The sequence below is a fragment of the Maridesulfovibrio sp. FT414 genome (assembly GCF_050916235.1).
Classification (GTDB): Bacteria; Desulfobacterota; Desulfovibrionia; order Desulfovibrionales; family Desulfovibrionaceae; genus Maridesulfovibrio.
Window position 1 is genome coordinate 4,163,238 of sequence record NZ_CP104854.1, and the last position, 21,937, is coordinate 4,185,174.

General features: G+C 42.9%; 15 protein-coding genes, 1 other RNA gene and 1 pseudogene. 4 read left to right on the forward strand and 13 right to left on the reverse strand.

The features are described from left to right. The first annotated feature begins 15 nt into the window (after positions 1 to 15). Positions 16 to 375: a transfer-messenger RNA gene (gene ssrA / locus N7E73_RS18490) on the forward strand. A 230-nt stretch (positions 376 to 605) separates the two neighbouring features. On the opposite strand, the gene N7E73_RS18495 is transcribed toward ssrA, so the two are convergent. From N7E73_RS18495 to ptsP, 3 genes are read right to left on the reverse strand one after another with little or no spacing between them, the layout of a single operon-like run. Continuing rightward, positions 606 to 2,336: a PTS fructose-like transporter subunit IIB gene (locus tag N7E73_RS18495; RefSeq protein ID WP_432736412.1), complete on the reverse strand. Its 1,731-nt coding sequence runs from the start codon at positions 2,334 to 2,336 to the stop codon at positions 606 to 608. Between the two features lie 12 nt (positions 2,337 to 2,348). Next, a complete protein-coding gene (gene pfkB / locus N7E73_RS18500; protein WP_432736414.1) occupies positions 2,349 to 3,299 on the reverse strand; it encodes a 1-phosphofructokinase in 951 nt (316 codons plus the stop codon). A 13-nt stretch (positions 3,300 to 3,312) separates the two neighbouring features. Continuing rightward, positions 3,313 to 5,784, reverse strand: coding sequence for a phosphoenolpyruvate--protein phosphotransferase (ptsP, locus tag N7E73_RS18505; protein WP_432736416.1), 2,472 nt, complete (start codon positions 5,782 to 5,784; stop codon positions 3,313 to 3,315). A gap of 283 nt (positions 5,785 to 6,067) precedes the next feature. On the opposite strand from ptsP, the gene N7E73_RS18510 reads away from it, so the two are divergent. The 3 genes and pseudogenes from N7E73_RS18510 to N7E73_RS18520 all read left to right on the forward strand — a co-directional run bounded on the left by N7E73_RS18510 (position 6,068) and on the right by N7E73_RS18520 (position 7,907). Then, positions 6,068 to 7,057 carry a LacI family DNA-binding transcriptional regulator gene (locus N7E73_RS18510; RefSeq protein WP_432736418.1) on the forward strand — a complete coding sequence of 330 codons (990 nt, stop codon included), beginning with the start codon at positions 6,068 to 6,070 and terminating at the stop codon, positions 7,055 to 7,057. A gap of 90 nt (positions 7,058 to 7,147) precedes the next feature. After that, positions 7,148 to 7,375 (forward strand): annotated as a pseudogene (locus N7E73_RS18515) (integrase core domain-containing protein); the annotation flags it as partial. Between the two features lie 241 nt (positions 7,376 to 7,616). Beyond that, entirely contained in the window at positions 7,617 to 7,907 is a 291-nt protein-coding gene (locus N7E73_RS18520) for a hypothetical protein (RefSeq protein ID WP_432736420.1), read from the forward strand. Positions 7,908 to 8,569: 662 nt separating this feature from the next. Here N7E73_RS18520 and N7E73_RS18525 read toward each other — a convergent pair. The 10 genes from N7E73_RS18525 to N7E73_RS18570 form a co-directional block, all read right to left on the reverse strand. Next, the gene (locus N7E73_RS18525) at positions 8,570 to 8,983 is read right to left on the reverse strand and encodes a nucleotidyltransferase substrate binding protein (RefSeq protein ID WP_432736421.1); all 414 of its coding nucleotides are present in this window, start codon (positions 8,981 to 8,983) and stop codon (positions 8,570 to 8,572) included. Between the two features lie 65 nt (positions 8,984 to 9,048). Further along, a complete protein-coding gene (locus N7E73_RS18530; RefSeq protein WP_432736422.1) occupies positions 9,049 to 10,089 on the reverse strand; it encodes an adenylate/guanylate cyclase domain-containing protein in 1,041 nt (346 codons plus the stop codon). Between the two features lie 33 nt (positions 10,090 to 10,122). Further along, complete coding sequence (locus N7E73_RS18535) at positions 10,123 to 10,932, reverse strand: HNH endonuclease (RefSeq protein ID WP_432736424.1); 810 nt, start codon at positions 10,930 to 10,932, stop codon at positions 10,123 to 10,125. A gap of 71 nt (positions 10,933 to 11,003) precedes the next feature. Continuing rightward, positions 11,004 to 13,067 carry an AIPR family protein gene (locus tag N7E73_RS18540; protein WP_432736426.1) on the reverse strand — a complete coding sequence of 688 codons (2,064 nt, stop codon included), beginning with the start codon at positions 13,065 to 13,067 and terminating at the stop codon, positions 11,004 to 11,006. A 14-nt stretch (positions 13,068 to 13,081) separates the two neighbouring features. Next, positions 13,082 to 14,041 (reverse strand): PD-(D/E)XK motif protein, encoded by a 960-nt coding sequence (locus N7E73_RS18545; protein WP_432736427.1) that lies wholly within the window; start codon positions 14,039 to 14,041, stop codon positions 13,082 to 13,084. Continuing rightward, a complete protein-coding gene (locus N7E73_RS18550) occupies positions 14,034 to 16,694 on the reverse strand; it encodes a Z1 domain-containing protein (protein WP_432736429.1) in 2,661 nt (886 codons plus the stop codon). The genes N7E73_RS18545 and N7E73_RS18550 overlap by 8 nt, the downstream gene beginning before the upstream one ends. Beyond that, positions 16,694 to 18,091 (reverse strand): ATP-binding protein, encoded by a 1,398-nt coding sequence (locus N7E73_RS18555; RefSeq protein WP_432736431.1) that lies wholly within the window; start codon positions 18,089 to 18,091, stop codon positions 16,694 to 16,696. Before N7E73_RS18555 ends, N7E73_RS18550 begins: the two co-directional genes overlap by 1 nt. A gap of 74 nt (positions 18,092 to 18,165) precedes the next feature. After that, a complete protein-coding gene (locus tag N7E73_RS18560; RefSeq protein ID WP_432736433.1) occupies positions 18,166 to 18,582 on the reverse strand; it encodes a very short patch repair endonuclease in 417 nt (138 codons plus the stop codon). 2 nt (positions 18,583 to 18,584) lie between these two features. Beyond that, the gene (locus N7E73_RS18565; protein WP_432736435.1) at positions 18,585 to 20,126 is read right to left on the reverse strand and encodes a DNA cytosine methyltransferase; all 1,542 of its coding nucleotides are present in this window, start codon (positions 20,124 to 20,126) and stop codon (positions 18,585 to 18,587) included. Between the two features lie 499 nt (positions 20,127 to 20,625). Beyond that, a complete protein-coding gene (locus N7E73_RS18570) occupies positions 20,626 to 21,180 on the reverse strand; it encodes a recombinase family protein (protein ID WP_432736437.1) in 555 nt (184 codons plus the stop codon). Positions 21,181 to 21,937 lie beyond the last annotated feature (757 nt).

The following is a 21,937-nucleotide window of genomic DNA, read 5'->3' on the forward strand; positions in this document are numbered from 1 at the left end:
AAGGTTCTTTGAAATGGGGGCGCACTGGTTTCGACGGGGATGAATGAAGCCAAGATTGCAGGTCGAGGCGCCGCTGGCCTCGTTAAAAGCGGCACAATCATAATTGCCAACGACAATTACGATTACGCACTGGCTGCTTAATTAAGCACGCCGTGTCACAGTCCCGATGTCTGATGAGGACTGTGATAACACCCTATCAGGCTGGCTATTCTTCCGGCTGCATGTCCCGGAAGAGGCGAGAAAGTTAGGCAGGCTGGTTCATATGTTGCCTGTTCAGGGGCGTTCATATGAACGAGATTCAATACTTGGACTAAACCTGTAGACGTCTTGGCGGAGCGTTCTCGGACGGGGGTTCGACTCCCCCCGCCTCCACCATAAGCCCCATTTCATACTGTCCCATATCGTTTTTTAGCGTTAACTAAACCCTTGTTATTCAATAGAATAGCAAGGGTTTTTCGTTTTTTCCACGTTCGTTATAGTTCGGTTAACCCCGTTGCCATTCTTAGTGGACCTGAGTCCACCACAAGCTTAAGCGTGCAACAAAATAGCTCCCCCAACTCAAAAGAAGTTGGGGGAGCTTCATTACTAGTGGATTCTGGCGACTTCTATGTCGCCTGTTCAATGGGCTTCTTGGCGACAAAAAGCGCTCCGGCAGTGACAATTGTTCCAACGATGATGGCCACAGTATACGGGATAAGCCCAGTAACCGCGTTGGGAATGGGGAGGACGAAGATTCCGCCGTGGGGAACCATCAGCGTGCACTTCATGGTCATGGAGATGGCTCCGGTCACCGCTGATCCGAGCATAATACAGGGAATTACCCGGAACGGATCACGTGCAGCGAACGGGATCGCACCTTCTGTGATGAAGGATATACCCAGAACAAATGCAGCTTTGCTCGCTTCATGTTCATCTTCGGTAAAACGATTCTTGAACAGACTTGCAGCCAGGGCCAGCCCCAACGGAGGAGTCATACCCGCAGCCATTACCGCGGCCATGGGGCCATAGATCTTTGCAGAAAGCAGCCCGACCGCAAAGGTGTATGCAGCCTTGTTTACCGGGCCGCCCATGTCAAAGGCCATCATTGCACCAAGCAGCAGGCCGAGAGCCAGAGCACTTGTTCCCTGCATGGACTGCAACCATTCGGAAAGAGATGTCAGAGCAATCTTTACCGGCGGTCCGATTACATAAATCATAAGCAGACCTACCACGAGGGTAGATAAAAACGGCAGGATCAAGACCGGCTTGAGACCTTGCAGGTTCTGAGGAAGCTTGATCTTGTCATTAAGGAACTTGGTCAGGTAACCGGCAATGAAACCGGCAACAATACCGCCAAGAAATCCGGAACCTACCTGAGTGGCAAGCAATCCACCGACAAGACCGGGTGTGATGCCGGGCCTCTGGGCTATAGAATATGCAATGAACGCCCCTAACACAGGAACGAACAGGGAAAATGCTCCGGACCCACCGATCTGCATAAGTGCCCAGCCAAGAGTTCCTTGCTTGTCTCCTGCGTAAATACCACCAAAGGCGAATGCCAACGCAATAAGAAGACCACCGGCGACAACTACCGGAAGCATATAGGAAACGCCGGTCATGAGGTGGCGATATGGTCCGGTCCGTGCCGCGGAACGTTCTTTCTTCAAGTCCTCAACCTGTCCGGCAAGATCCTGCTTGACCACAGGAACGGCTGCTAAAGCAGACTTAATAACCTGCGCACCTTCCCTGAGGGCAGCCTTGGTGCCGGTCTCATAAAGAGGTTTGCCTGCAAATCGCTTGAGATCAACAAATGCGTCCGCGGCAACTACAACTGCATCAGCTCGGGCGATGTCCTCTTCAGTGAGAACATTTTTGGCGCCGACAGAACCTTGAGTCTCAATCTTGACTTCATAACCGAGACCCTCAGCAGCCTTGCGTAATGCCTCTGCTGCCATGAAAGTATGGGCAATACCGGTCGGACAGGAAGTGACTCCTACAATATATTTTTGTCCACCATCGGATGCAGTAGAGAGTGCCTGTGCACTGAAATCCTCAGCTTCCTTCAACGCGGTTTCAATAATTTCCTTTGTCTTGCGAATAGCGTCACTTGTAGAGACCGCATGCATGGGCTTACCCAAAAATCTGGCCGGATCAACATGAATATCTGCGGCTATGATGACCACATCGGCCGCGTCAATGGCCTGCTGGCTAAGGACATCCTTTACACCTTCTGCCCCCTGAGTTTCCACCTCCACGCTGTGCCCCATGCTGGCTCCGACTTTTTTCAATGCTTCGGCAGCCATGATGGTATGGGCAACGCCGGTAGGACACGCCGTTACGGCAACAATCTTCGACATAAAAGTTCCCCCTTACAAGCTTATCGCTTCAACAGTTACCTGTTCTTCCAACTCCTTAGCAACATCAAGCCGTTCCAGACTGGGACCAGCCTGAGCCACAGTAGCGGCAGACAAGGATGTTGCGAGGCGTATCCGTTCCTTTAATGAAAGCCCGAGCGCAACTCCCGCAACCAGACCGCCTATCATGGCATCGCCTGCCCCAACAGTGCTGACAGGCTCAATTTTAGGCGGTTTCGCTAAAAGCTCCTCGACTCCATCTGTGAACAGGGCTCCCCGCGATCCCAGGGAAACAGCCACATTGCCAATTCCGGCCCTGTTCATGTTTCTCATTTCATCAAGAATATCCCGATTATCCTTGAGCGGACGCCCAACCAACTCTGACAACTCATCGTCATTAGGCTTGATCAGCCAGGGACCGGCCTTGATTGCACTGAATAGAGCCGGACCGCTGGTATCAACCACCGCTTTTGCACCCTTGCCCTTAATAACCGTTACCATTCGTCCGACAACATCCGGAGAAACACCCGATGGCAGACTTCCACCGATTACTACCATCAATGCATCCCCAGCCAGTTGCTCGACCTTGCGCATCAACTCTTCAACATGCTCCTCATTCGGAGACAGACCGGGGAAATTGATGTCAGTTGTTGATTCAGTGCTCGGATCAAGGACTTTTATGCCGATGCGCGTTTCGCCAGGAACCCGCACAAAGTCATCAACAAGCCCTCTCTCTGAGAACAACTTCTCAAATATGCCGGCATTATCCCGCCCCAGAAATCCGGTTACAACAACCGGCAGACCAAATTTGCGTAGCAGAACGGCTATGTTTACACCCTTGCCTGCCGCATCTGTCTGATATTCGGTTACCCTGTTGACCTTCCCGGCGGTGAAATCCGGAACCTTACAGGCCAGATCTATGGCCGGATTCATCGTTACAGTTACTATCTTTGTCTTTGTAGACATATTCTTCTCCGCATTAAGGCAGGCCCAGAGCCCGGACTTCCTTACCGTTACGGCAGGCTAATGCTTTTCGCGCCAATTCACGGGCCAACTCCATGCTCAGAGTACGCATACGGGCCTTTACTGCTGCGATACTGGGCACAACCATACTGAGTTCCTTTACTCCAAGTCCGGCAAGAATTGCCGCACCGAGTGGTTCCCCGGCCAACCCGCCGCATACGCCGGTCCATATTCCAGCCTCGTCGGAAGCTTTGACCACTTGAGCAATAAGACGCAGCACTGCCGGATGCAGACTGTCCGCTTTAGCGGCTAACGTCGGGTGAACACGGTCGATAGCCATGGTGTACTGAGTCAGATCGTTGGTACCTACAGAGAAAAAATCAACTTCTCTGGCGAATTCACTTGCCATGGCAGCTACAGATGGGACTTCAACCATGATCCCGATTTCAACAGGCTCGGCTCCGACCTCTATACGGGCCTTTTCAGCAAGGCGCTTTGCAGCATCAAGATCTTCAAGAGTAGCAATCATGGGGAACATGATGCGAATGGGGCCGTACTTGGAGGCACGATAGATGGCGCGCAGTTGGGTCAGGAACATTTCAGGTCTGTTCAAACAAAGGCGGATTCCGCGTTCACCGAGGAACGGGTTTTCTTCAGGCGGAAGATCAAGATATGAAACAGCTTTGTCTCCGCCAATATCAAGGGTTCGGATGATGATAGGCAGGCCGTTGAGTGCATCAACCATGGCCTTATAGTTCTGGTACTGCTCTTCTTCATCCGGAGGAGTATCCCGCTCCAGAAAAAGGAATTCGGTACGCATAAGCCCAACACCTTCTCCGCCAGCGTTGACGGCCTTTTCGGCCTCGCTGACCTTGCCGATGTTGGCAACAACTTCGATTCGTTCACCATCGGTGGTCAGAGCCGGTTCGAACCGGGTTCGATACTCTTCATTACGCAGCTCTTCCAACTGCAGTTTAGCCGCATTTGCGGTCTTGATGTCGGCTTCGCACGGTTCAAGATAAAGGTTGCCGGAATCTCCATCCAGAATTGCCACGGTGTCATTAGCAACTTCAAGCAGACTGGGACCGGCACCTACTATGGCCGGAATCCCGAGTGAACGGGCAATGATTGCGGAATGTGAAGTAGGTCCGCCACTGGCGGTACAAAAACCAAGTATGAAAGCAGGGTCGAGTTGGGCTGTATCAGATGGCGTTAAGTCCTCAGCGATGAGTATTACGGGCGATTCAGGAGTGAACGGTTCATCCTGAATAATTCCGGCCAAATGTTTCAACACACGGCGACCAACGTCACGCAGGTCCATTGCCCGGGCTGCAAGCAACTCATCGGCATGCTGTTCCATGGCATGGACGCGATCATCTATAACCTGCCGCCAGGCATACCCTGCACTTTTACCCTTGCGAATAAGTTCATGGGTTTCAGCGAGCATTTCAGGGTCATCAAGAAAAGCTTCATGGGCCTTGAAAATAGCTGCCCGAGGCTCACCGGACTTGGCCCGTACTTCTTCGTAAAGATGATGCAGATTCTGACGGGCTGCAGCAATTGAGTGGGTTAATTCGGCTGATTCATGCTGAGGATCTTTAGCCAAGGCTTCGACCACAATACGCCGCTGCGTCAACTGATGCACCGGACCTGAGGCGAGTCCGGGCGATGCGGTACAGCCGGGAATTGTTTTCTTTACATTTTCAGGTGTCCAGCCGTGTGCAACTTGAGTGGCTAGCGCTTCTTCTGCCTCTTCTCCGAGACCGGCATCCACTGCTTCCTTCAACTCAGCAAGAGCAATTCCGGAATCAAAGCCCTTCGCGTGAATGCGAATTGTCTTTCCGCCGGAGACACCGAGCTTAAGCAGGGAAGCGAGACTTTTGCCGTTTCCGGAACGACCATCAAACTCCACCTGAATTTCAGCACTGAACTGTTTGGCTATATCAACAAAAAAGGTAGCAGGACGAGCGTGCAGGCCATGCTCACCCATAACAGTCACGTCAATCGACGAATCAAAATCAGTTACATCCAGTGTGGGAGCAGGACGGGATTCTGTTTTGCATTCCCCGCTGAGCACACCTACTATATCCGCCGGATCTTTGGTTACTGCAAGGCGAGCTACAGTCTCTTCGTCATCAAGTACGTGGGTCAGATTAGTCAAAATTTCAATATGCTCGTCAGATTTGGCAGCAATTCCTATAACCAAATTAACTAGTTCGCCGGGATTCCAGGCAACTCCTTCAGGAACCTGCAAGACAGCCACGCCGGTCTTCAAAATTTTATCCCTGTTTTCTGGCAGGCCGTGGGGAATAGATATGCCGTTACCAAGAAAAGTATTTGCAACGCCTTCCCTGCGTTTCATACTCTCAATATACTCAGGCTCAATATACCCCTGCCGCATCAGGATTTTACCCACCTTTTCAATCGCTTCTGTTTTTCCTGAAGCGGTTGCCCCCAGCTCAATGCTCGTCCGGTCAAAATTGATCATGCCTGCCTCCCAGATCAAATTTATGTTTTTGAAATTTTTTTGTAATCGATTACAACTTGTTTCAAAAAATATTTACCTTTTCCAATCTTCCATACCTGGAAAAGGATTTGGCTACATTATACACACAATTTAAGACATGTAAATAGAGGATATTTTACTATGCCACGTCTTAAAAAGTATTTTTTAACAAGGCGTTAGAAGAAAAATACCATCATTTTAAATCAAAAATATTGTAATTTTTTTTGTAATCGATTACATTTTTACTCATAAGATGAGGTAACATATGAGAATTAAGGATATTGCTGAAGCAGCTGGAGTTTCAACCGCTACTGTATCAAGAGTTTTGAGCGGTAAACAAAATGTACGACAGGAAGTACGTGAAAAAGTGCTTAAAGTCGTAGCCAAGGCAAATTACAGACCAGACAAGGCTGCACAAAGATTACGGTCAAAGAAATCTACTTACATTGGACTTATCGTTGCCGATATTCAGAGCCCGTTTTTTGCTTCTGTAGCAAGAGCTGTAGAAGACGTAGCCCAGAAAAACAATTACAGTGTCATATTCTGCAATACGGATGAAAATCATGAAAAAGAGCGTATGTATCTTGAAATGATGCAGAGTGAAAACGCAGCCGGAATTATTCTGGCACCGACACTGAGACTTTCCGACAATTTTGAGCTGACCCGCTACTACACATCACCTATGGTCATCATCGACCGACAGGTAAACGGTTATGCTGCTGACATGGTTCTTATTGATAACCACCAGGCTGCAGTGGAATTAACCAGACATGTTCTTTCTCACGGATACAAACGTATTGCTGCTCTTTTCGGAGATAACAGTGCCACAGGCCAGCAGCGTAAGGCAGGCTTCGAGCAGGCCGTGCGTGAGGCGAAGCTTGATGAAGAAAACGTGATAATCAAGATTCTGCCAGCCACGGATCAAGCTGCCCATAAAGCTGTCACCGAATTATTGACTCTTGAAAATCCGCCGGAAGCCATCATTACTAGTAATGGTCGACTTGGTGCTGGTGCATTTAGAGCCATAAGAGATAAAGAACTGCCTGTCCCGGATTCCGTAGCTTTTGCAAGTTTTGACGAATCAATATGGACTTCAATGACCCGCCCCGCGATTACTGTAGTGGAACAACCGACTTACGCCATAGGCCAGACCGCCTGCGAATTGCTTCTAAAACGCATTGATGATCCTAAGCGTCCGACACGTAAGGTGGTTCTGGAAAGCAGACTGGTAGTAAGACAATCCTGTGGAGGATAAATATAGCATACCACTATATACTTATATTTTTTAAGAATACACACGAAAACAATAAAAAGTCATAATACCCCCGGCAAAGCCGGGGGTATTATGACTCGCAAAGGAAACTGTTGGGACAATGCTGTTGCGGAATCTTTTTTCCGCACGCTGAAAACCCAGTTCATACGGCATCAGAGATTTTCAAATCAGACAGAGGCAAGACTGGCCTTGTTTCAGTATATCGAGGCCTATTACAACCGGAGACGAAGACATTCATCTAATGGATGGATCTCACCGGAAAAGTTTGAAAACTGTCAGGAATGCAGAAAAGTGGCTTAACTGGGACTCCATAAAAATGGAGCAGGATCAGGAAGTCCATTTTGACAACAGGTTTAATATGATTGTTTATATCAATTTTATATGATTAGGTACTCGCGTGATGTTGTTATTCACTACAGTGTTTTCATAATGAGCCTAAGATGCATGCATATATGCCCCAAAAATTTGTTACGGCTTTTTTGATAGACACTGTCGATGTGGTCCAGAGTATGCTTTTGAACTAACTTTAAGGAGAATTCAAATGGATTTAACCAGAGATGTGGATGTCCCCTGCATGGCTGAAGGAGTAGGGTTGGGCAAATTGACGATAAAACATCCCTCAGGATCTTGTGGGCAACCTGTTTTTGTAGCTGATTCTACGACAAAAGCTTACGGTCCTACTGAGATCATGGCAATCCAACCGATTGAAGGTCATACCTACTCTGAGGAGCAACTTGAATATATAAGGTATCATGGCCTGCAGATACACGGTGCGCGTGCATGGTATATGGATGGCTGGGCACCAAGTGCCCATGTCTGCAAAGGGCATTAAAATATGCTGTAGAATTGCATATGCTCAATGACTTATGTTGTTACATAAGGGCCCGGTTCAATACCTGAACCGGGCCTTTGTTTTATCATGTACCATTTCCACAAAAGGTCTGGAGCTTATGTGTGGAATGGCCCGCTTCTCACCTGAATCTATTCACTACGTTTTTTTGGCAAAGACTCACGGTGCATTTCCCGTGCTTCTTGCACCTGCCTTGTATCCGGTTTCTGTTCGTCGAGTCCGGCTTTTGCCTCCGGCTTCCTCCCCACCCCGCCTCACGGCGACGCAGTTGCCTTCAGCTAACAGTTCCTACCATCAGGGCCTGTAGAGGACTTGCACCTCCTAGAATTACGCCATGCTTGGCACACAATGAAAAAAGCCTGCTCGGGTGAGCAGGCTTGAAAAAAAGGTGAGTTAAGTTTGACAGCTATTCACCCTAACACTCTAACCCCTTGAAATATTTGGCGGGCAATACAGGATTCGAATTGTTGACCTAAGTGCCCGTCTTCTCTGACCTTCATTAATTCGATTCTGGGTAATGTACACGATAATGTACACAGGCACTTTTTCTTTGGTGATGGTGAAAAATATTTTAAAATCGATGAGTTGAGATGGGTATATGGAAGTGATTGAGGTTCTCTGGAAGGAAGCTTTGCTGGTCTTTTTCAGTCATTCCATGCTTCTCCACAAATTGTCTGATACAAAGCAGTCACATCCTCGTAGAAATCATCAACAACAGCGAGGATTGAATCAGTGTGTACCTCAAAGTCATCAGGATGCGCACCATTACGGGCATCAAAGTACCTGTTCCAGCTTTCAGTGTCAGAAACAAGGTTCATGGTGCCAGCAAAGCGCATAAGCGTTTTTGGACCCATACGCTTAACTTCACTATAGCCTTCCTCGGATAAATGCCGCTTGCAGCTTTTCCACGCCATTTCCAGTGTATACTCAAAACGTTTAACCAGTGAATCCTGCATAGCTCCTTTCAGCACCTCGTCATATTCGGCTGGAAGGTGATTGTATTTTTCGCGCATTTCCTCCAAGCGGACGATGGCTTTTTTGAATTGGATGTTGTTCATAAGTTTGTTTTTACGGACAAATTAAAAGTGGCACAAGCTATGGCAATTTTTGGGGTAATTACCATTTACAAATTTTTGATAAAACGTTGCCACAAATATATAGATGTCTGCTCAATGTTCATCCGATTGATATTAAAATCCAATCCAAGGTGATCAACGCCAAAGAGAGCCATCTGGGCCTTAAAGAAAAGCTCGCTGTCATCATCCTCAAGAATTAAACATTCATTAAATGAGTTTGAGGAGTGCGGATCTATCCGTACTCCATCTGAGCACGAAATCGAAAATGTTGAAAATGCTCCCCCAATCCAAATTTTAGTCTGATGCTCCAGATCCCCATTAATATAAAGTCCAGCAATGAAACGCATGTTATCGACATCCTGAACATCGATAAAAATATCATTTCTTTTTTCCTGAATGGTTACCGCCATATTTTGGAATAACGTCCTCGCCTGTGAGAATGAACGATCAACAAAATCCTTTCTATCAATGTCGGTTATTTTTCGTGGAAATATTGGAACTTTTAACAAAGGCCCTCTATCAACTTTGATAATTTCTTGTGAAGAAGTACTTTTTTGTTCGTGCTTCCATAAAAGTTCATACATATTCATAGTGCCAAAATTCTTAGCAAGTTCCATCTTTCCCAAATCAACAAATGTAAACCGTGTGTCTTTATCGGCGATCAGATTCTCACGGAATATCCCTGAGCAGTATACTTTATCTGGCTCAACAATAGGCTCTATTCTGGCTCCCGCACTAACTCCTTTGCCTACGATATCTTCAATTCCATTTTCGCCATGCATAACCGTTATCCGTGCAAAGTGAACACCAATGCGGATCGGGAGAGGGAGTAAGTTATATTTCTTCCACGGGCATGTACGGATGTAATCGCGAATTCGAAGTGCAGCTTCAGCCGCATCGGCGCAGCAACCGAAATAAACGCTTATAGCGTCGCCCCAAGTTTTGAATTTTAAAGGGGAGAGCGGATTAAGCACGCTTTCTTCTATGTAAGAATTCAGCTTATGGACTCCTGCATATGAAGTGTCGTCAATCCCCGAAAAGCCTTTAAGATCAGTAAAAATAATGGCCACATGGCGTGAATCAGTCATAATTTTGCTGCCTTTCATGGTAAATATACTTACTCAGATTGTTAGTGATGCTATCTTTTTTGCAATTTCTTCATATTTCATGTCGCTTGATTTCATAAAAAGGTGAACGGCCTTGTGGCAGTTTGGACATAAAAGGGCTAGGTCCGATATTGAAATTTGATGCTTATCTGAGAATGAAGCTATCGGCTTTTTATGATGAGCCTCAATGTACTTGAATCCATATTGCGTATTAAAATTTAGACCACATATTTCGCATTTCCAATCTCTAGAGTTCTTAATACAATTAATAGCCTCTTTATTTCTTTCAATTATAAGATGAGCAGTGTATTTACGACCTCCTTCTTCATATATTAATTCATCTTGTTGTGAATCTGTGTGCTCGAAAGAGTGCTTTCTTTTTAAGACAACATATTTCTTTTCTATTGCTATTACTGAAAACTTGCCTTCATATCTCCATCCATTAGGGGCGTCATTAAAAAGCAAAATAGGATAGTTGAATTTAGGCTGTTCTATTAAAACGCGATTGGCTTTTTCTTTTAGGTTAATATTTCCATTCCGAGCTTTAAATGAGTATGTGAATGATACCTTTTCTTTATTTGACCAGCCATCAAAATCGTAGATTCCAGTTTTTGATTTAATGATAACGGCTTTAGTCCTTGGGGGCTCACCTACCCAATTAATTCCTTGCTGTGGAGTATTACCTATTATGTTGTCTTCTCCAGACCAATATTTTGAGTCTTTAACTTTAGAATATTGGATCATTGAAAAAAGATCTTTTTTGGAGATAATATCACTTACAGATAAATCAAAAAGATCATTTACTGTGTTTGGTATTTTAGTCATTTTCCAACTTGTTGTATTTTGAAAAGTTTTACATTCAGCTGTAGAAATTATTATTTGAAGATTGTGTGTACTTATTGAAGTACAACACCCTCTTTTTCCGCTTTTAAAAGAATAGCTATCAATAGGTTGCACTGTTTCTCACTGGGTATTTTCATCGGTATTTGTTGTGCAATCCTAAGTAGATTAGCTTCTTTTGAGGACAGAAATTTACCTTTTATTCCAGCTGAAAGAACAGTAGCCCAAGTTGTTGCTGGAATTTCAACAACTTGTTTTTGTGCATTTATGCCATCATCAATCTTCTGAGTTTCTTTTGCATCCTTAACTTGAGCAGCTTGGTCTTTGATCGATATGGTCTCATCCCAGAATACTTTTGAAATATTCGATTCTAATTTTGGGATTATGGACTGTAGTCTGGTCCAGCATCCTTCCTTCTTACACCATTCACCGATATTGGATATACCTTCAGGTGGGTGAGTAATGTCGTCACTAACCATCTTAGTGGCAATGGTGATTACTTCCAGTAGCGAGGGGTACACTTTTTGGTTATTCCAGATTCGCATGTAGTCAATTGCTACTTTATTACGCTTGCAGACTTCACTTATCATTGCCAGTGCATTGGCTACTATTTGTGCCCTAAAGCCTCCATCATACCATGGTTGAACTGATACCAGCTTCTCTGCCCGACGGAAGATTATTCCACGGGCAATCAGTCGTTGATAAAAAAATTCATTGAAAAAATCTTGGGACAGAATCCAGTCTTTACCTATACGTTTGGCGAATTGCGTAAAATTCTTCTGGGCACCCAGACATACCCATTTTGGATGTTCGTCCCAAACATTTTCGAACTTGGCTAGGTCTGTTTTGGTAAACATCTGGTTGCGCGGATGCTCGGCTTGAAATCGTCTTTTTTCAGATGGCTTAAGTTTGGATTGTTCATCCGCAAACTGCCCTCTTGTCCGTTCATAAAACCATTTTGTTTCACGTTGTTCCCCCTCTTTAGCTGGAACATATTTTCGTCTTGAAAAACCCTCGATTCTTATATGGAATGGATGGTTGGAAAAAAAATCTGAAGCACTGACTTTGTTTTGCGTATTGGCATATTCAGAGATCAGAGGGACGATGGTTTCGCTTTCTTCACTTTCAATTATTGACAATTTCATTTGGACAAAAACTTTTTCAAGTGAAACTTCTTTTGGATTGTTATTGTAAGTATGAAACAAAGATGCAGTTGTTTGTCCTCCGTTTACTATCTGCAAGTCCTTTACTCTGGTTATTTGAAGTCCATGACTGCCCAACTCAGTATTCACTGATTGAGCTGTGGCTGTAATGCCATTATTGTATGCAAAGAACATATCCGGTTCATTAGTGATTGTATTCCTGATCCCTTTATTCACATTTCCTCGCGCTTGGAGAAATGTTCTAACGTTTTGTTCAAGAAGTCGAGCTCCATGTTTTGCATATAGTTTTGAAAGGATCTCACCAGGCATTACAACAAGATATGAAGGGAATGTATCCTCTCCTAGATGGGCAGGAAGACAGGATACTCCAGTTCCAAAAAGTTCAATAAGGTCAAGATCCAGTGGTTCTTTATGCCCCTTTGAGCTTTGTTGGCGAAATAATCTGGACATGTCCCAGATATGGTAAGTCATCGGAACAATGGTATCGTCCGGTTCGTCGTATGTTTTAAATTTATCACTAAGGGTCCGTTCTGAAAGAAGGAAGAAGTCTACCCGACGTATGTGTTGTTTTCGGTCAGCAATCTGGCGGGACAAACCGTATTCAGGAGTAGTTTCGTCGAGATTTTTGTATAAAGATCTATTCCGACTTGATTCAAAAAAGTTTTTTACTCGCTTAAATATGGTATTCACGTCTGTTTTTGTTAATGAAGCGAGCTCATCTCTACATTCAAAATCAGCGATTATAAGACTGAGCACCCCTTCTTCATCCAGCCAGTATCCGTCTACACGAAGGCCTTTTGCTCTAAAATGGCAGAATTCGAAGCCGTCCATAACGTTTCCTTCAACCAAATCTTGAGCAACCAGTTCGACAAAAGATTCAAGCTGAAAGCTGCTGTTGGCTTCTGCGTCGGCCATAAAACCCTGCCTGAAATCATGGTAAAACTCTTGAACAGACACCGAACTAACTCCTGCTATAGTAAGTGTTCAATTTTACATTTAAAATCAACGAGACTTTCAAGTTTTAGTTCATAGCCAACGCGAATAATCCCATTCGGCATAGTGGATCGGACCAAACGCGGGAACCCCTCGGCATATTTATATGGCTGAATACAGACGACCTGGAAACAAGGAGAATCATATTCAATAAGCTCGACGTAACCTGATGCTGCTAGTTTTGCTGAAAATATTTCTATAGCTTCATTTTCTGTCAGTTCGTCAATTATGACTTTTACTAACTGATTTAGTGAGATGGAGTTTTCATTGTCTTGAGCTATTAGTTTGAAAGTAACTAGATAGAGGTTGGCACATTGTGTTTCGAGTTGGTCTTCCGATGATATTCGGACTGAATTTCTTTCATGCCCTGATAGGGATTTAATCTCGACGGCATTGTCTTCATATATAAAATCTTGATGAGAATTTTCTGGGCCACACCAAGCGTCTATCGCAGACTTTTGTGGGTATTTGTTTTCATACAAAAGCCTTAGAAACTGAAGCTCTGCAAACAGTCCTCTAACCTCTTCGGCTGTGAGGATTTTGTTTCTTCTTCCGGTAAAAAAAGCTTTCCAGCGTTTGATGTGCGTAAGAGTTACCCCTAGTGCTTCTTCAGATGAAGTCATCGGATTTAATGAAGCGATTAGAGTATTGCAAAGACCATGAAATAGATCCGTATCTACTTGTTTTTCCAAAGCAATAATCAAACGTTGTTTTGTGTCTTCTTTTGATCCCCTCAGGTCGATACCGAGTCCTTTCACCAAAGTGGCATTAGCTTTAAAATCAGCACTATGATCACCGTCGAGTTCAAGAATAAACAGGCAGCGTCCAGCTTCATCTTTGCCCCAGAAGATCGGGACAGGACTTTGACTTGGTATTTGCCGAACATGATAATCACATATGGGTGTTTTGATTTCAGTCCAAGGCGTTGATTTATTCATCGTAGTCATCCTCCTCGTCTGGAGTGTCGATGACATCTCCATGCATTTTATTGACCCAAATGATGTTGGCTACAACTTCAACCTCTCTGTCATAATTGCCTTGGGGAAAACTTAAGCCAAAAGCTGGTACACGTTTTTCACTATCTTCTTTTGCTTCCGGGTCAATGACATGAATCATAAGCAAAGGTTTATTGCGGATTGTTCTATAATGGAAATCTGATGCCTTTTTGTCTTTATCTTCATTTGAGGCCATATCTTGAGCACGCTGTCGTTGTTCAATAGTAAGGTCTAGTCCTTCATCTCCTCTACTTGCTACACGTAATTTACTTGCCCGCCATGCCTTTTCCTTTTCTAAGAGCTTAGCACTGGACCTTTCCTGAACTCCAAGTTTGTACTGTAAGGCATCTTCTCCTTTTCCTTTTATTGAGATGAGGAGAACATCTCCGGTTTGGAATTCGTCCGATATTAGTCTTAAGTAGCTTATTGCAGCTGATTTTTTTTCAGCAAAACTGGGATGAGTGTAAAAAGAGGTTAAGAAGTCTTCAAGTTTGGAGACAGCCACATTCTGAATAGTCCAGCCTTTGGAAGTTTCCTTTACCTCACCACCAAATCCCTCTTTCCAGTATTGGGCAATTAACTTTTCATTTTTTGCATTAATATGGTCGTCTGTGGGAAGAATATAGCTTTCTATCAGTTTGCCGCTAAAGTTCTGATTGAAAGTTAGCCTTTCGCCCGTTCTCATTTTGTTAGGGGCCGTAATTAGTAGGCTGTTATCATGGGCTTTAACGTATAGACCGAACTGTTTAGGGCTTAATTGGGCTCTACGCATTCTTTTAATCTGCATACGTAGCTCTTCAGAAGATTCAGCTATGTGTGAATACCAGTCGATAGAATCTTTAGCTAAATGGACTTTGCAAAGATCTTCGAAACCAGGACGATAACCAAACCATCTTCCCATTTGCATCAGAGTGTCATACATACGTGTGTTTCTGTACATATAGCTAATGCATAACCCTTCGATGGTGAGTCCTCGTGACAAGCTTAAACCTCCAATTGCTATTGCGGTTAAAGCTGTTCCATCATTTTCGTACTTTTTATAGTCAAGGACTTCATCTGATTTACTGTTAACAACAAAAATTCTTAAATTTTCCGTCGCATTGTTGAGTGATATCTTGACTTCTTCCCAACTTAATTCACAATGAGCATAATCGTTACAGAATGTTGTTTTTAGAGATCTCATGTAGCTATTCTGTGAGGAAATGGCCTCTGGCATGGCATAATAGGACTTAACCGCTTCTTTCAATTTGTTGGTATATAGACTTATGAAATCTCGAACTCTGTTCTGTATCACTACAAATCTGGAGACATTAATCATCATTGAACAATGTTTGTTAGATTGTCCCCTTAAGTTGCGAATGGTTCTGGCTATGACAAATTGATTTACAGCATTATATAGACTTGGTGGAAGCTCTGTTACCAGATCGTCTTTTTTATGTGCGAAACGAAGATAATTCTCGCAATCAACGATTGGTTCTAATATTTTATCACTAGAATCCTCGTCAAGGAATACTTTGTCAGGGCCAAAGTATGTGCTTGGAGCATCAAGGCAATAAATAAAATCTCTTGGAAATAATTCTTCATAAACATCTTTGTCGTAGGCATCAGGATTGATGAATATGTTTGCAAACGGTGTAGCTGTGTATCCGATGTAGCATGATTTTGCGAAAAGACCCAAAATGCTGCGAATCCAAGCATTCGTTTTTGTAGGGTCTAGGTCTGGTTTGTTAGTGTTGATAGATGCGTTATCCGCCTCGTCGTCAATGACTAGCATTGGAATATCGGAAATCTGTCCATTTCCGGCGGCATTCATTTCTTTTAACCAATCATAAAGTGTTTCTAAAGTTGAAACATTTTTTTTAATTACCAGCACTATCGGTTTGCTGAAGTCGTTAATCTTCCATCCACTGGAGTTCGCTGTATGTTTGCGAAAATCATCGTGAATGTTGGTCAGTGTGGCTGGATGTGGGTAATCAGGAGTTAGTCCGACACCAATGTTAACGCGATTCTCAGGATTACTAGACCTGCCGACAAAGCCCTCATCTATTCTTTCCTGTGTTTGTTTTCTCAAGTTGTTATGTATTCCCGCGATGACTATGATGAATTTATATCCGGCATCTGCTGCTTTTGAGATAACACCCATGTAGTTTGCAGTTTTACCTGATTGAACATGGCCTATAACTAATCCTCGTCTGTCCCACGAACCAACACTAGTAGGGTCTTGAAGATGGCCGAGTATTTTATCACCAACATCACTAAGAGATTGAATTACGTCAGATCCCCATCCTCCAGTTCTGAGAAAATCAGAATATGCGTCTGAGTATGTCCACTGGATATTATCTCTTTTTAAATGCCACTCATTGTCATGCTCAGCCTCCACATCAATCAGAGAAACACCTGTCCCCATGCGAGTATCAATTGCTACCATAACTTCTGTTACGACAGGAGTTATGTCGCCTGTATAACCGAATACTGCTGCTAGTTGTTTCGCTTTTTCTTCAACTTCAGCTTTTGTTGGAGCTGTAGGAAGAAGCGATAGTGCCATCACTAGCGAACTGGTGAAATTTTTTTCATTTAGGATTTTATTTTGATTCATTAGAACTCCCTTTGAATAAAATTATCAACAATATCAGGATAGTCTTCAAAAAGCCTGGTAGATCTTAGAATATCTTTGAAGTCTTCAGGAGATGAGACAACCTCTGGCACCAGAACATTTTTAAAGATGAGCATCTTCTCTTCAATGTCATCTTTGTCAGATTCGATTGTAGACATGCTTTTAGGACAAGTAGAGTAGTCAGAATAAATCATCTCAAGAGGAAGCGCAGATGGAATTGCTTCGAGGAGTATCTTGAGTTTTGTTTTTTTTTCTTTGTCTAAAATGTTTGTAAGAGTCTGAACAAGAGGGTGGTCATGGTTTAAATCGTAACGAATATTCCCTTGGTCTGCATATCTTTCCCAAATAGGAGATTTAATTTCATCATACAGCTTTTCGCCTCTGCCTTGATGAACTCTTGTACTGCGAGTAGAGATTCTTGCTATTATCTGTCGCAGTCTATTACGAACTTCCAGAGGAGGGCGAGCTTTCGATTTTTTTATATCTATAGTCCATACTTCATCCATGCAGTTAGTAAAATCAATTTGAACTCTAGCCAGTTTGGTTGCTTCACCTTTTGGGATAATGCGGAACCAGTCTCCCCAAGCCATTAGTCTGCCGTTTCGGTAGATGTATGCTCCTTGGTTAGAAATAAAATCGCTTCGGTTTTTATAAAAATCATAATCTGCTGCAGAAAGCTTGCTGTGATGCGGTAAGATATATGGTTGAATTCGTACTTTAGAGCCATTGACTCTGACTATCTCTTCAGGAAGGTGCTGGGTTTCACTGTAGTTACGGCAAAATGGGTCAAATGGGGTTATTTTATGACCATTAATTAAGATCGTCAGCTTTTTATGTCTTTTTATTTCGCCTGCTAGGTAACGGTGAAAAACCAAGGCTAAGTGTTTTTCTACCATGTTAAGTTTTTCGCTAACTAATTCTTCTCTTTTTATTCCTGTTTCACCTTCATAAAGTCTGTCAAGATTGCGCCAGATAACTATTGTCCCATTCTCATGTATTTCATTAATGTATGGTAGTTCTTGCAGTTCTTTGTCATCCAGTACTTTGACAATCCAGTCGTCTTTCGTGTCAACAAGATCAAGGTCCCATTCAACTGAGCTTCTTGTTCCTTTTTTTAGGCTTGCAACTGTCAGACGCCTGCATTGAGAGAATGAAGCCGTTTTTAAACCAAGACCAAATCGTCCCAAGTCATGTATGGCTCTAGCTTCTCCGGGATTAGCCGCACCGTGTTTCATAGCACTCAGAACTTCACTCGGCGACATTCCTTCACCATTGTCATAAATGACAAGTGTCTCTTGTGTTGGATCGTATACGACTTCAATCTCGGTGGCATGAGCTGTAATGCTGTTGTCAATCAGGTCTGCAATTGCTGTTTCCATGGAATATCCAAGATCCCGCATTGATGCTGATAATGATGATGCGCTAGGGGGAAGTCTCCGCTCTTCGGCCATGATCAATTCCTTTCAAGTTGGTTGCGAACCTTAGACAAAGTTATTTGTGGTTCGTTTTTAAGTTGGCATTCCCAGACAATGATTACCTTCCACCCAAGTTCTTCTAATTCTCTGTATTTTCTTTTGTCCCTTGCAACAGTCTCAGCAAATTTGTTGAGCCAAAATAATGTTCGTGTTTTTGGTGTAGTTGTTTTGGCGCATCCTGCGTGCCTGTGCCAGTAACAGCCATTAACAAATATGACCGCCTTGTGCTTTTTTAAAACAATGTCTGGTTTTCCAGGAAGTTTCGGATCGTGCAGGCGAAATCTAAATCCCTCCGTATGTAGCAGGGAACGTAGCAACAGCTCAGGGCGTGTGTTTTTTCCTTTTATTCTGGACATATTCCAGCTTCTTCGTTCAGGAGAGATTGTGTCTGCCATAACTATGAATCCATTCTTTCTAAAATGTCATAAACAATTTCAGCTATCTGTTTTGCCAAGTATGGTGGAACTGCATTGCCGACCTGATGGTACTGAGCAGTTCGTGGTCCCTCAAATTTATAATTGTCTGGAAAGGTTTGCAGTCTAGCTGCCTCTCTAACAGTAAAGCTGCGACACTGTGCTGGGTCGTAGTGAATGAAGTAATGCCCGTCTTTGGCAATATGAGATGTGATGGTTGTGGAAACCCGATCGGATAATTGAACTCTAAAGCGGTCAGAAAACATTTTCCCTATGCGGGCCAAATCAACATTTTTATGTGCAGGGAGCAGACTTACCGGAAAATCAGACATCTTCGGGCTTTTGTCGATGGCCTGTCCAAATAGTGCTGCAAATAAATATCTGTGTATATCCGAAGGCATGTGGGCCTTGGATTCATGAGAAGAAAGAGCTCTTAAGTGGGGATCAAAATAGCTTTTAAGTACCGGATGAGATCCTTTAATCGGACCAGGGTATTTCGTGATAAATCTATTTTCTGGAAATTTTCCTTTTAATAACTTTTGTAGTTCCTGTCTGACTTTGCTTGCATCATCCGAGTTGGACATTTCTTTTGCAAGATCTGTATTGATGAAATTTTCAATTATTTCTCTCCATCTAGTAGGAGAATCCGTTTCTCGTGACAGGCCACTTCTGATTTTAGGTAAATTCCCTATCACTTCTTTCACTGTGGGGGGGGAATGGCGTATTAGTAGGTTCGGTTTAACTCTAATATCATTTCTGATACCCAGAATGAACATTCTGTGCCGAGCTTGAGGGACACCGTATTCTTCAGCTTTCACGAGGAAGATACGTGGATCAACGGTTTCGTTTGAGGTCACAGGCTTAGAAAGAGAATAAAGATTGTATGACAATCCATTTTCATTGTTTTCAAGTGCTTGTTTAGGTTTAGAAAGGTCAGATATAATCTTTCCGATGAGTGGTTCTCCATTGACCTTTGCTGAAAGCATGCCTTTGACGTTCTCCATTACAAATACCGGAGGACGGTGGTCGACAATTATTTTAAGATATTCTTGATAGAGAAAATGTCTTTCATCTTTATCAAAGTCAGAGCTTCCCTTCATTCTTGACCTACCAACTAAAGAGTAAGCTTGGCATGGCGGGCCCCCTATCAGGGCCCATTTTTCATTTACTAATCTTTGCTGGATTAGATTCTTAACAATATCATGTGACTCTGCTCCAAGTGATATCCTGAGCGCACTCTTGGTGGCTTTTTCATATTGTTTGGGGTATTTGTCGAACAGTTCTTTTTTAGTGATATCTCCTTTCATATATAGATAGTATTCTTCTGGAGCGTTTTCGTTGGGAAAGCTACGAAAAAAATGCCTAAGAAGGAGAGTATTATGTGAATGTTCATCTCTTTCGATAGAGGCTAAGCTGTGGAAAAGTGGCTTATTGGTTTTGCCGGAAGCAGAAGAAAAGCCTTCACCTAGGCCTCCTGGACCAGCAAAAATATCTATTATTGGGTAGGTTTCTTTTTGGGGTTGCATTAATGTTCTGAATCTTCTTCGTTTTCTTGTAGGTTTCTATTTTTTTGATATGGCTTTATTTATTGAATTAGATTTGTATGTTTTTGTTGGGATATAATCTTAAGCACTTGTAAAAAATTGGCTAAGGTCAATATAATCCTTTATCCTAAATAGTTAGTTTACAAAAGAGATAAGTGCTCACCTATCACGAATTCAATAGCTCAATTTGTTGATCTAAAAAATTGGCTGTGTCACCTGTTTGTGTTGAAATTATATTAAATGCCTTCGGCGACCCTTCGGGAGCTCAAACCCTTTGAAAAGGGTTTAAGAATTCCAAACTTTATTAACAGGGCTTCGCCGATTCGAAGGACGAACTGACATGGAAATATTAAAACATTACAGAATGTTCCAGTTTCTCAACACCTATCGAGTACAGAACCAAATAATTTGGTCAATGGTTAATGTATACTTGTAGACTAATATTCTGAGTTGCGATATTTATAGCCTAAGAGACATGCGGTTAAGTCGCTGAAATATTCTTATAAACCGTCACCCGCGAAACCCCATACTCCCGCGCCACATGAGCAATCTTTTCTCCGCTGATTATGCGTCCCTTAATCTCCGCCACCTGCTCATCACTCAAAGCCCGTTTGCGGCCCTTGTACTTGCCTTTCTGTTTAGCAATAGCGATTCCCTCAGCCTGCCTCTCTCGAATCAAGTTCCGCTCAAACTCGCCAAATGCGCCCAACATTTGAAACATCAATTTCTGTAGAGGGGAAACCTGCCCATCGAAAAGAAGATTTTCTTTTATGAAGTGGACCGCAACACCTTTTTCGGAAAGGCCCTCAACGATACTTTGTAAATCTTTCAGGTTGCGGGCCAAACGATCAATTGAGTGGATGAAAAGTTGATCCCCTTCCCTTACGTACCCGAGGCAATCATTTAAGGCAGGACGCTCTCGATCTTTGCCGGAAATTTTATCTTCAAAAATTCTGTCAAGCTGTACATCCGCAAGTTGTCGTTCTGAGTTCTGGAGCAAGCTGCTCACTCTAACGTATCCTATTTTCTGTCCCATATGTAATTCCTCCAAAAGATGTTAATTAACCTCTAGGAAATGACTTTACATATGTAAAGTAAAAGACAAAACAACTCTAGACATACAATTTATCAAGAGCTAACACTCTGCAAAGATAGACTACACTCTATCTTAACACCATATGCATATTAGATCTGCATTATACACCTATTGCTCTCAAAAATTCAAAATAACATTTTTATCATAAATAAATATAATCATTAAAATGAAACATATTATTGATTCACATTTTACGAAATTATTGATTGCGAATGGCACTGACCTGTAAGGGATACAAACTTTAACTACCAATAATGAAAATTTACGCAATGAATACAAAATAGGAGAAAGATATGAAACGAAATAAGTCTATAATGGTATATCTTGATATGCAGTCATACAACAATATCTACAAGTGAAGCAGTGAGTCTGATTACTCATTGTCTGGATATATAGCCATATTGATAAAACTATGAGAGGCAGAGGTTGTCACTGGAACCAAAGACCCAATTATTGACAACAACTTCCAGTACAAACTAGTAGATGTTGATAAGAAATCTCAAATGTAGTTATTCTGCTGAAAAGATATTAGTGACACCTGCATATTGCCAAAGCCGTTCTGTACATATTATTATTCAGGGCGGCTTTCCTTGTCTATTAATTACAATTTGCATACATTTTAATTCAAAAGACGTTTCTAATCATTCACATTACTCACAATTCACATGTTTAACACTTGTACTCATATTTTAAATGT

Excerpts from the sequence above, each read along its gene's own strand:
- N7E73_RS18510 (WP_432736418.1), top strand. The coding sequence starts at position 6,068 with ATGAGAATTAAGGATATTGCTGAAGCAGCTGGAGTTTCAACCGCTACT.
- ptsP (WP_432736416.1), bottom strand. The coding sequence starts at position 5,784 with ATGATCAATTTTGACCGGACGAGCATTGAGCTGGGGGCAACCGCTTCA.
- N7E73_RS18520 (WP_432736420.1), top strand. The coding sequence starts at position 7,617 with ATGGATTTAACCAGAGATGTGGATGTCCCCTGCATGGCTGAAGGAGTA.
- N7E73_RS18555 (WP_432736431.1), bottom strand. The coding sequence starts at position 18,091 with ATGGAAACAGCAATTGCAGACCTGATTGACAACAGCATTACAGCTCAT.
- N7E73_RS18570 (WP_432736437.1), bottom strand. The coding sequence starts at position 21,180 with ATGGGACAGAAAATAGGATACGTTAGAGTGAGCAGCTTGCTCCAGAAC.
- N7E73_RS18565 (WP_432736435.1), bottom strand. The coding sequence starts at position 20,126 with ATGCAACCCCAAAAAGAAACCTACCCAATAATAGATATTTTTGCTGGT.
- N7E73_RS18560 (WP_432736433.1), bottom strand. The coding sequence starts at position 18,582 with ATGGCAGACACAATCTCTCCTGAACGAAGAAGCTGGAATATGTCCAGA.
- N7E73_RS18495 (WP_432736412.1), bottom strand. The coding sequence starts at position 2,336 with ATGTCGAAGATTGTTGCCGTAACGGCGTGTCCTACCGGCGTTGCCCAT.
- N7E73_RS18545 (WP_432736427.1), bottom strand. The coding sequence starts at position 14,041 with ATGAATAAATCAACGCCTTGGACTGAAATCAAAACACCCATATGTGAT.
- N7E73_RS18530 (WP_432736422.1), bottom strand. The coding sequence starts at position 10,089 with ATGACTGATTCACGCCATGTGGCCATTATTTTTACTGATCTTAAAGGC.
- N7E73_RS18535 (WP_432736424.1), bottom strand. The coding sequence starts at position 10,932 with ATGACTAAAATACCAAACACAGTAAATGATCTTTTTGATTTATCTGTA.
- N7E73_RS18525 (WP_432736421.1), bottom strand. The coding sequence starts at position 8,983 with ATGAACAACATCCAATTCAAAAAAGCCATCGTCCGCTTGGAGGAAATG.
- pfkB (WP_432736414.1), bottom strand. The coding sequence starts at position 3,299 with ATGTCTACAAAGACAAAGATAGTAACTGTAACGATGAATCCGGCCATA.
- N7E73_RS18550 (WP_432736429.1), bottom strand. The coding sequence starts at position 16,694 with ATGAATCAAAATAAAATCCTAAATGAAAAAAATTTCACCAGTTCGCTA.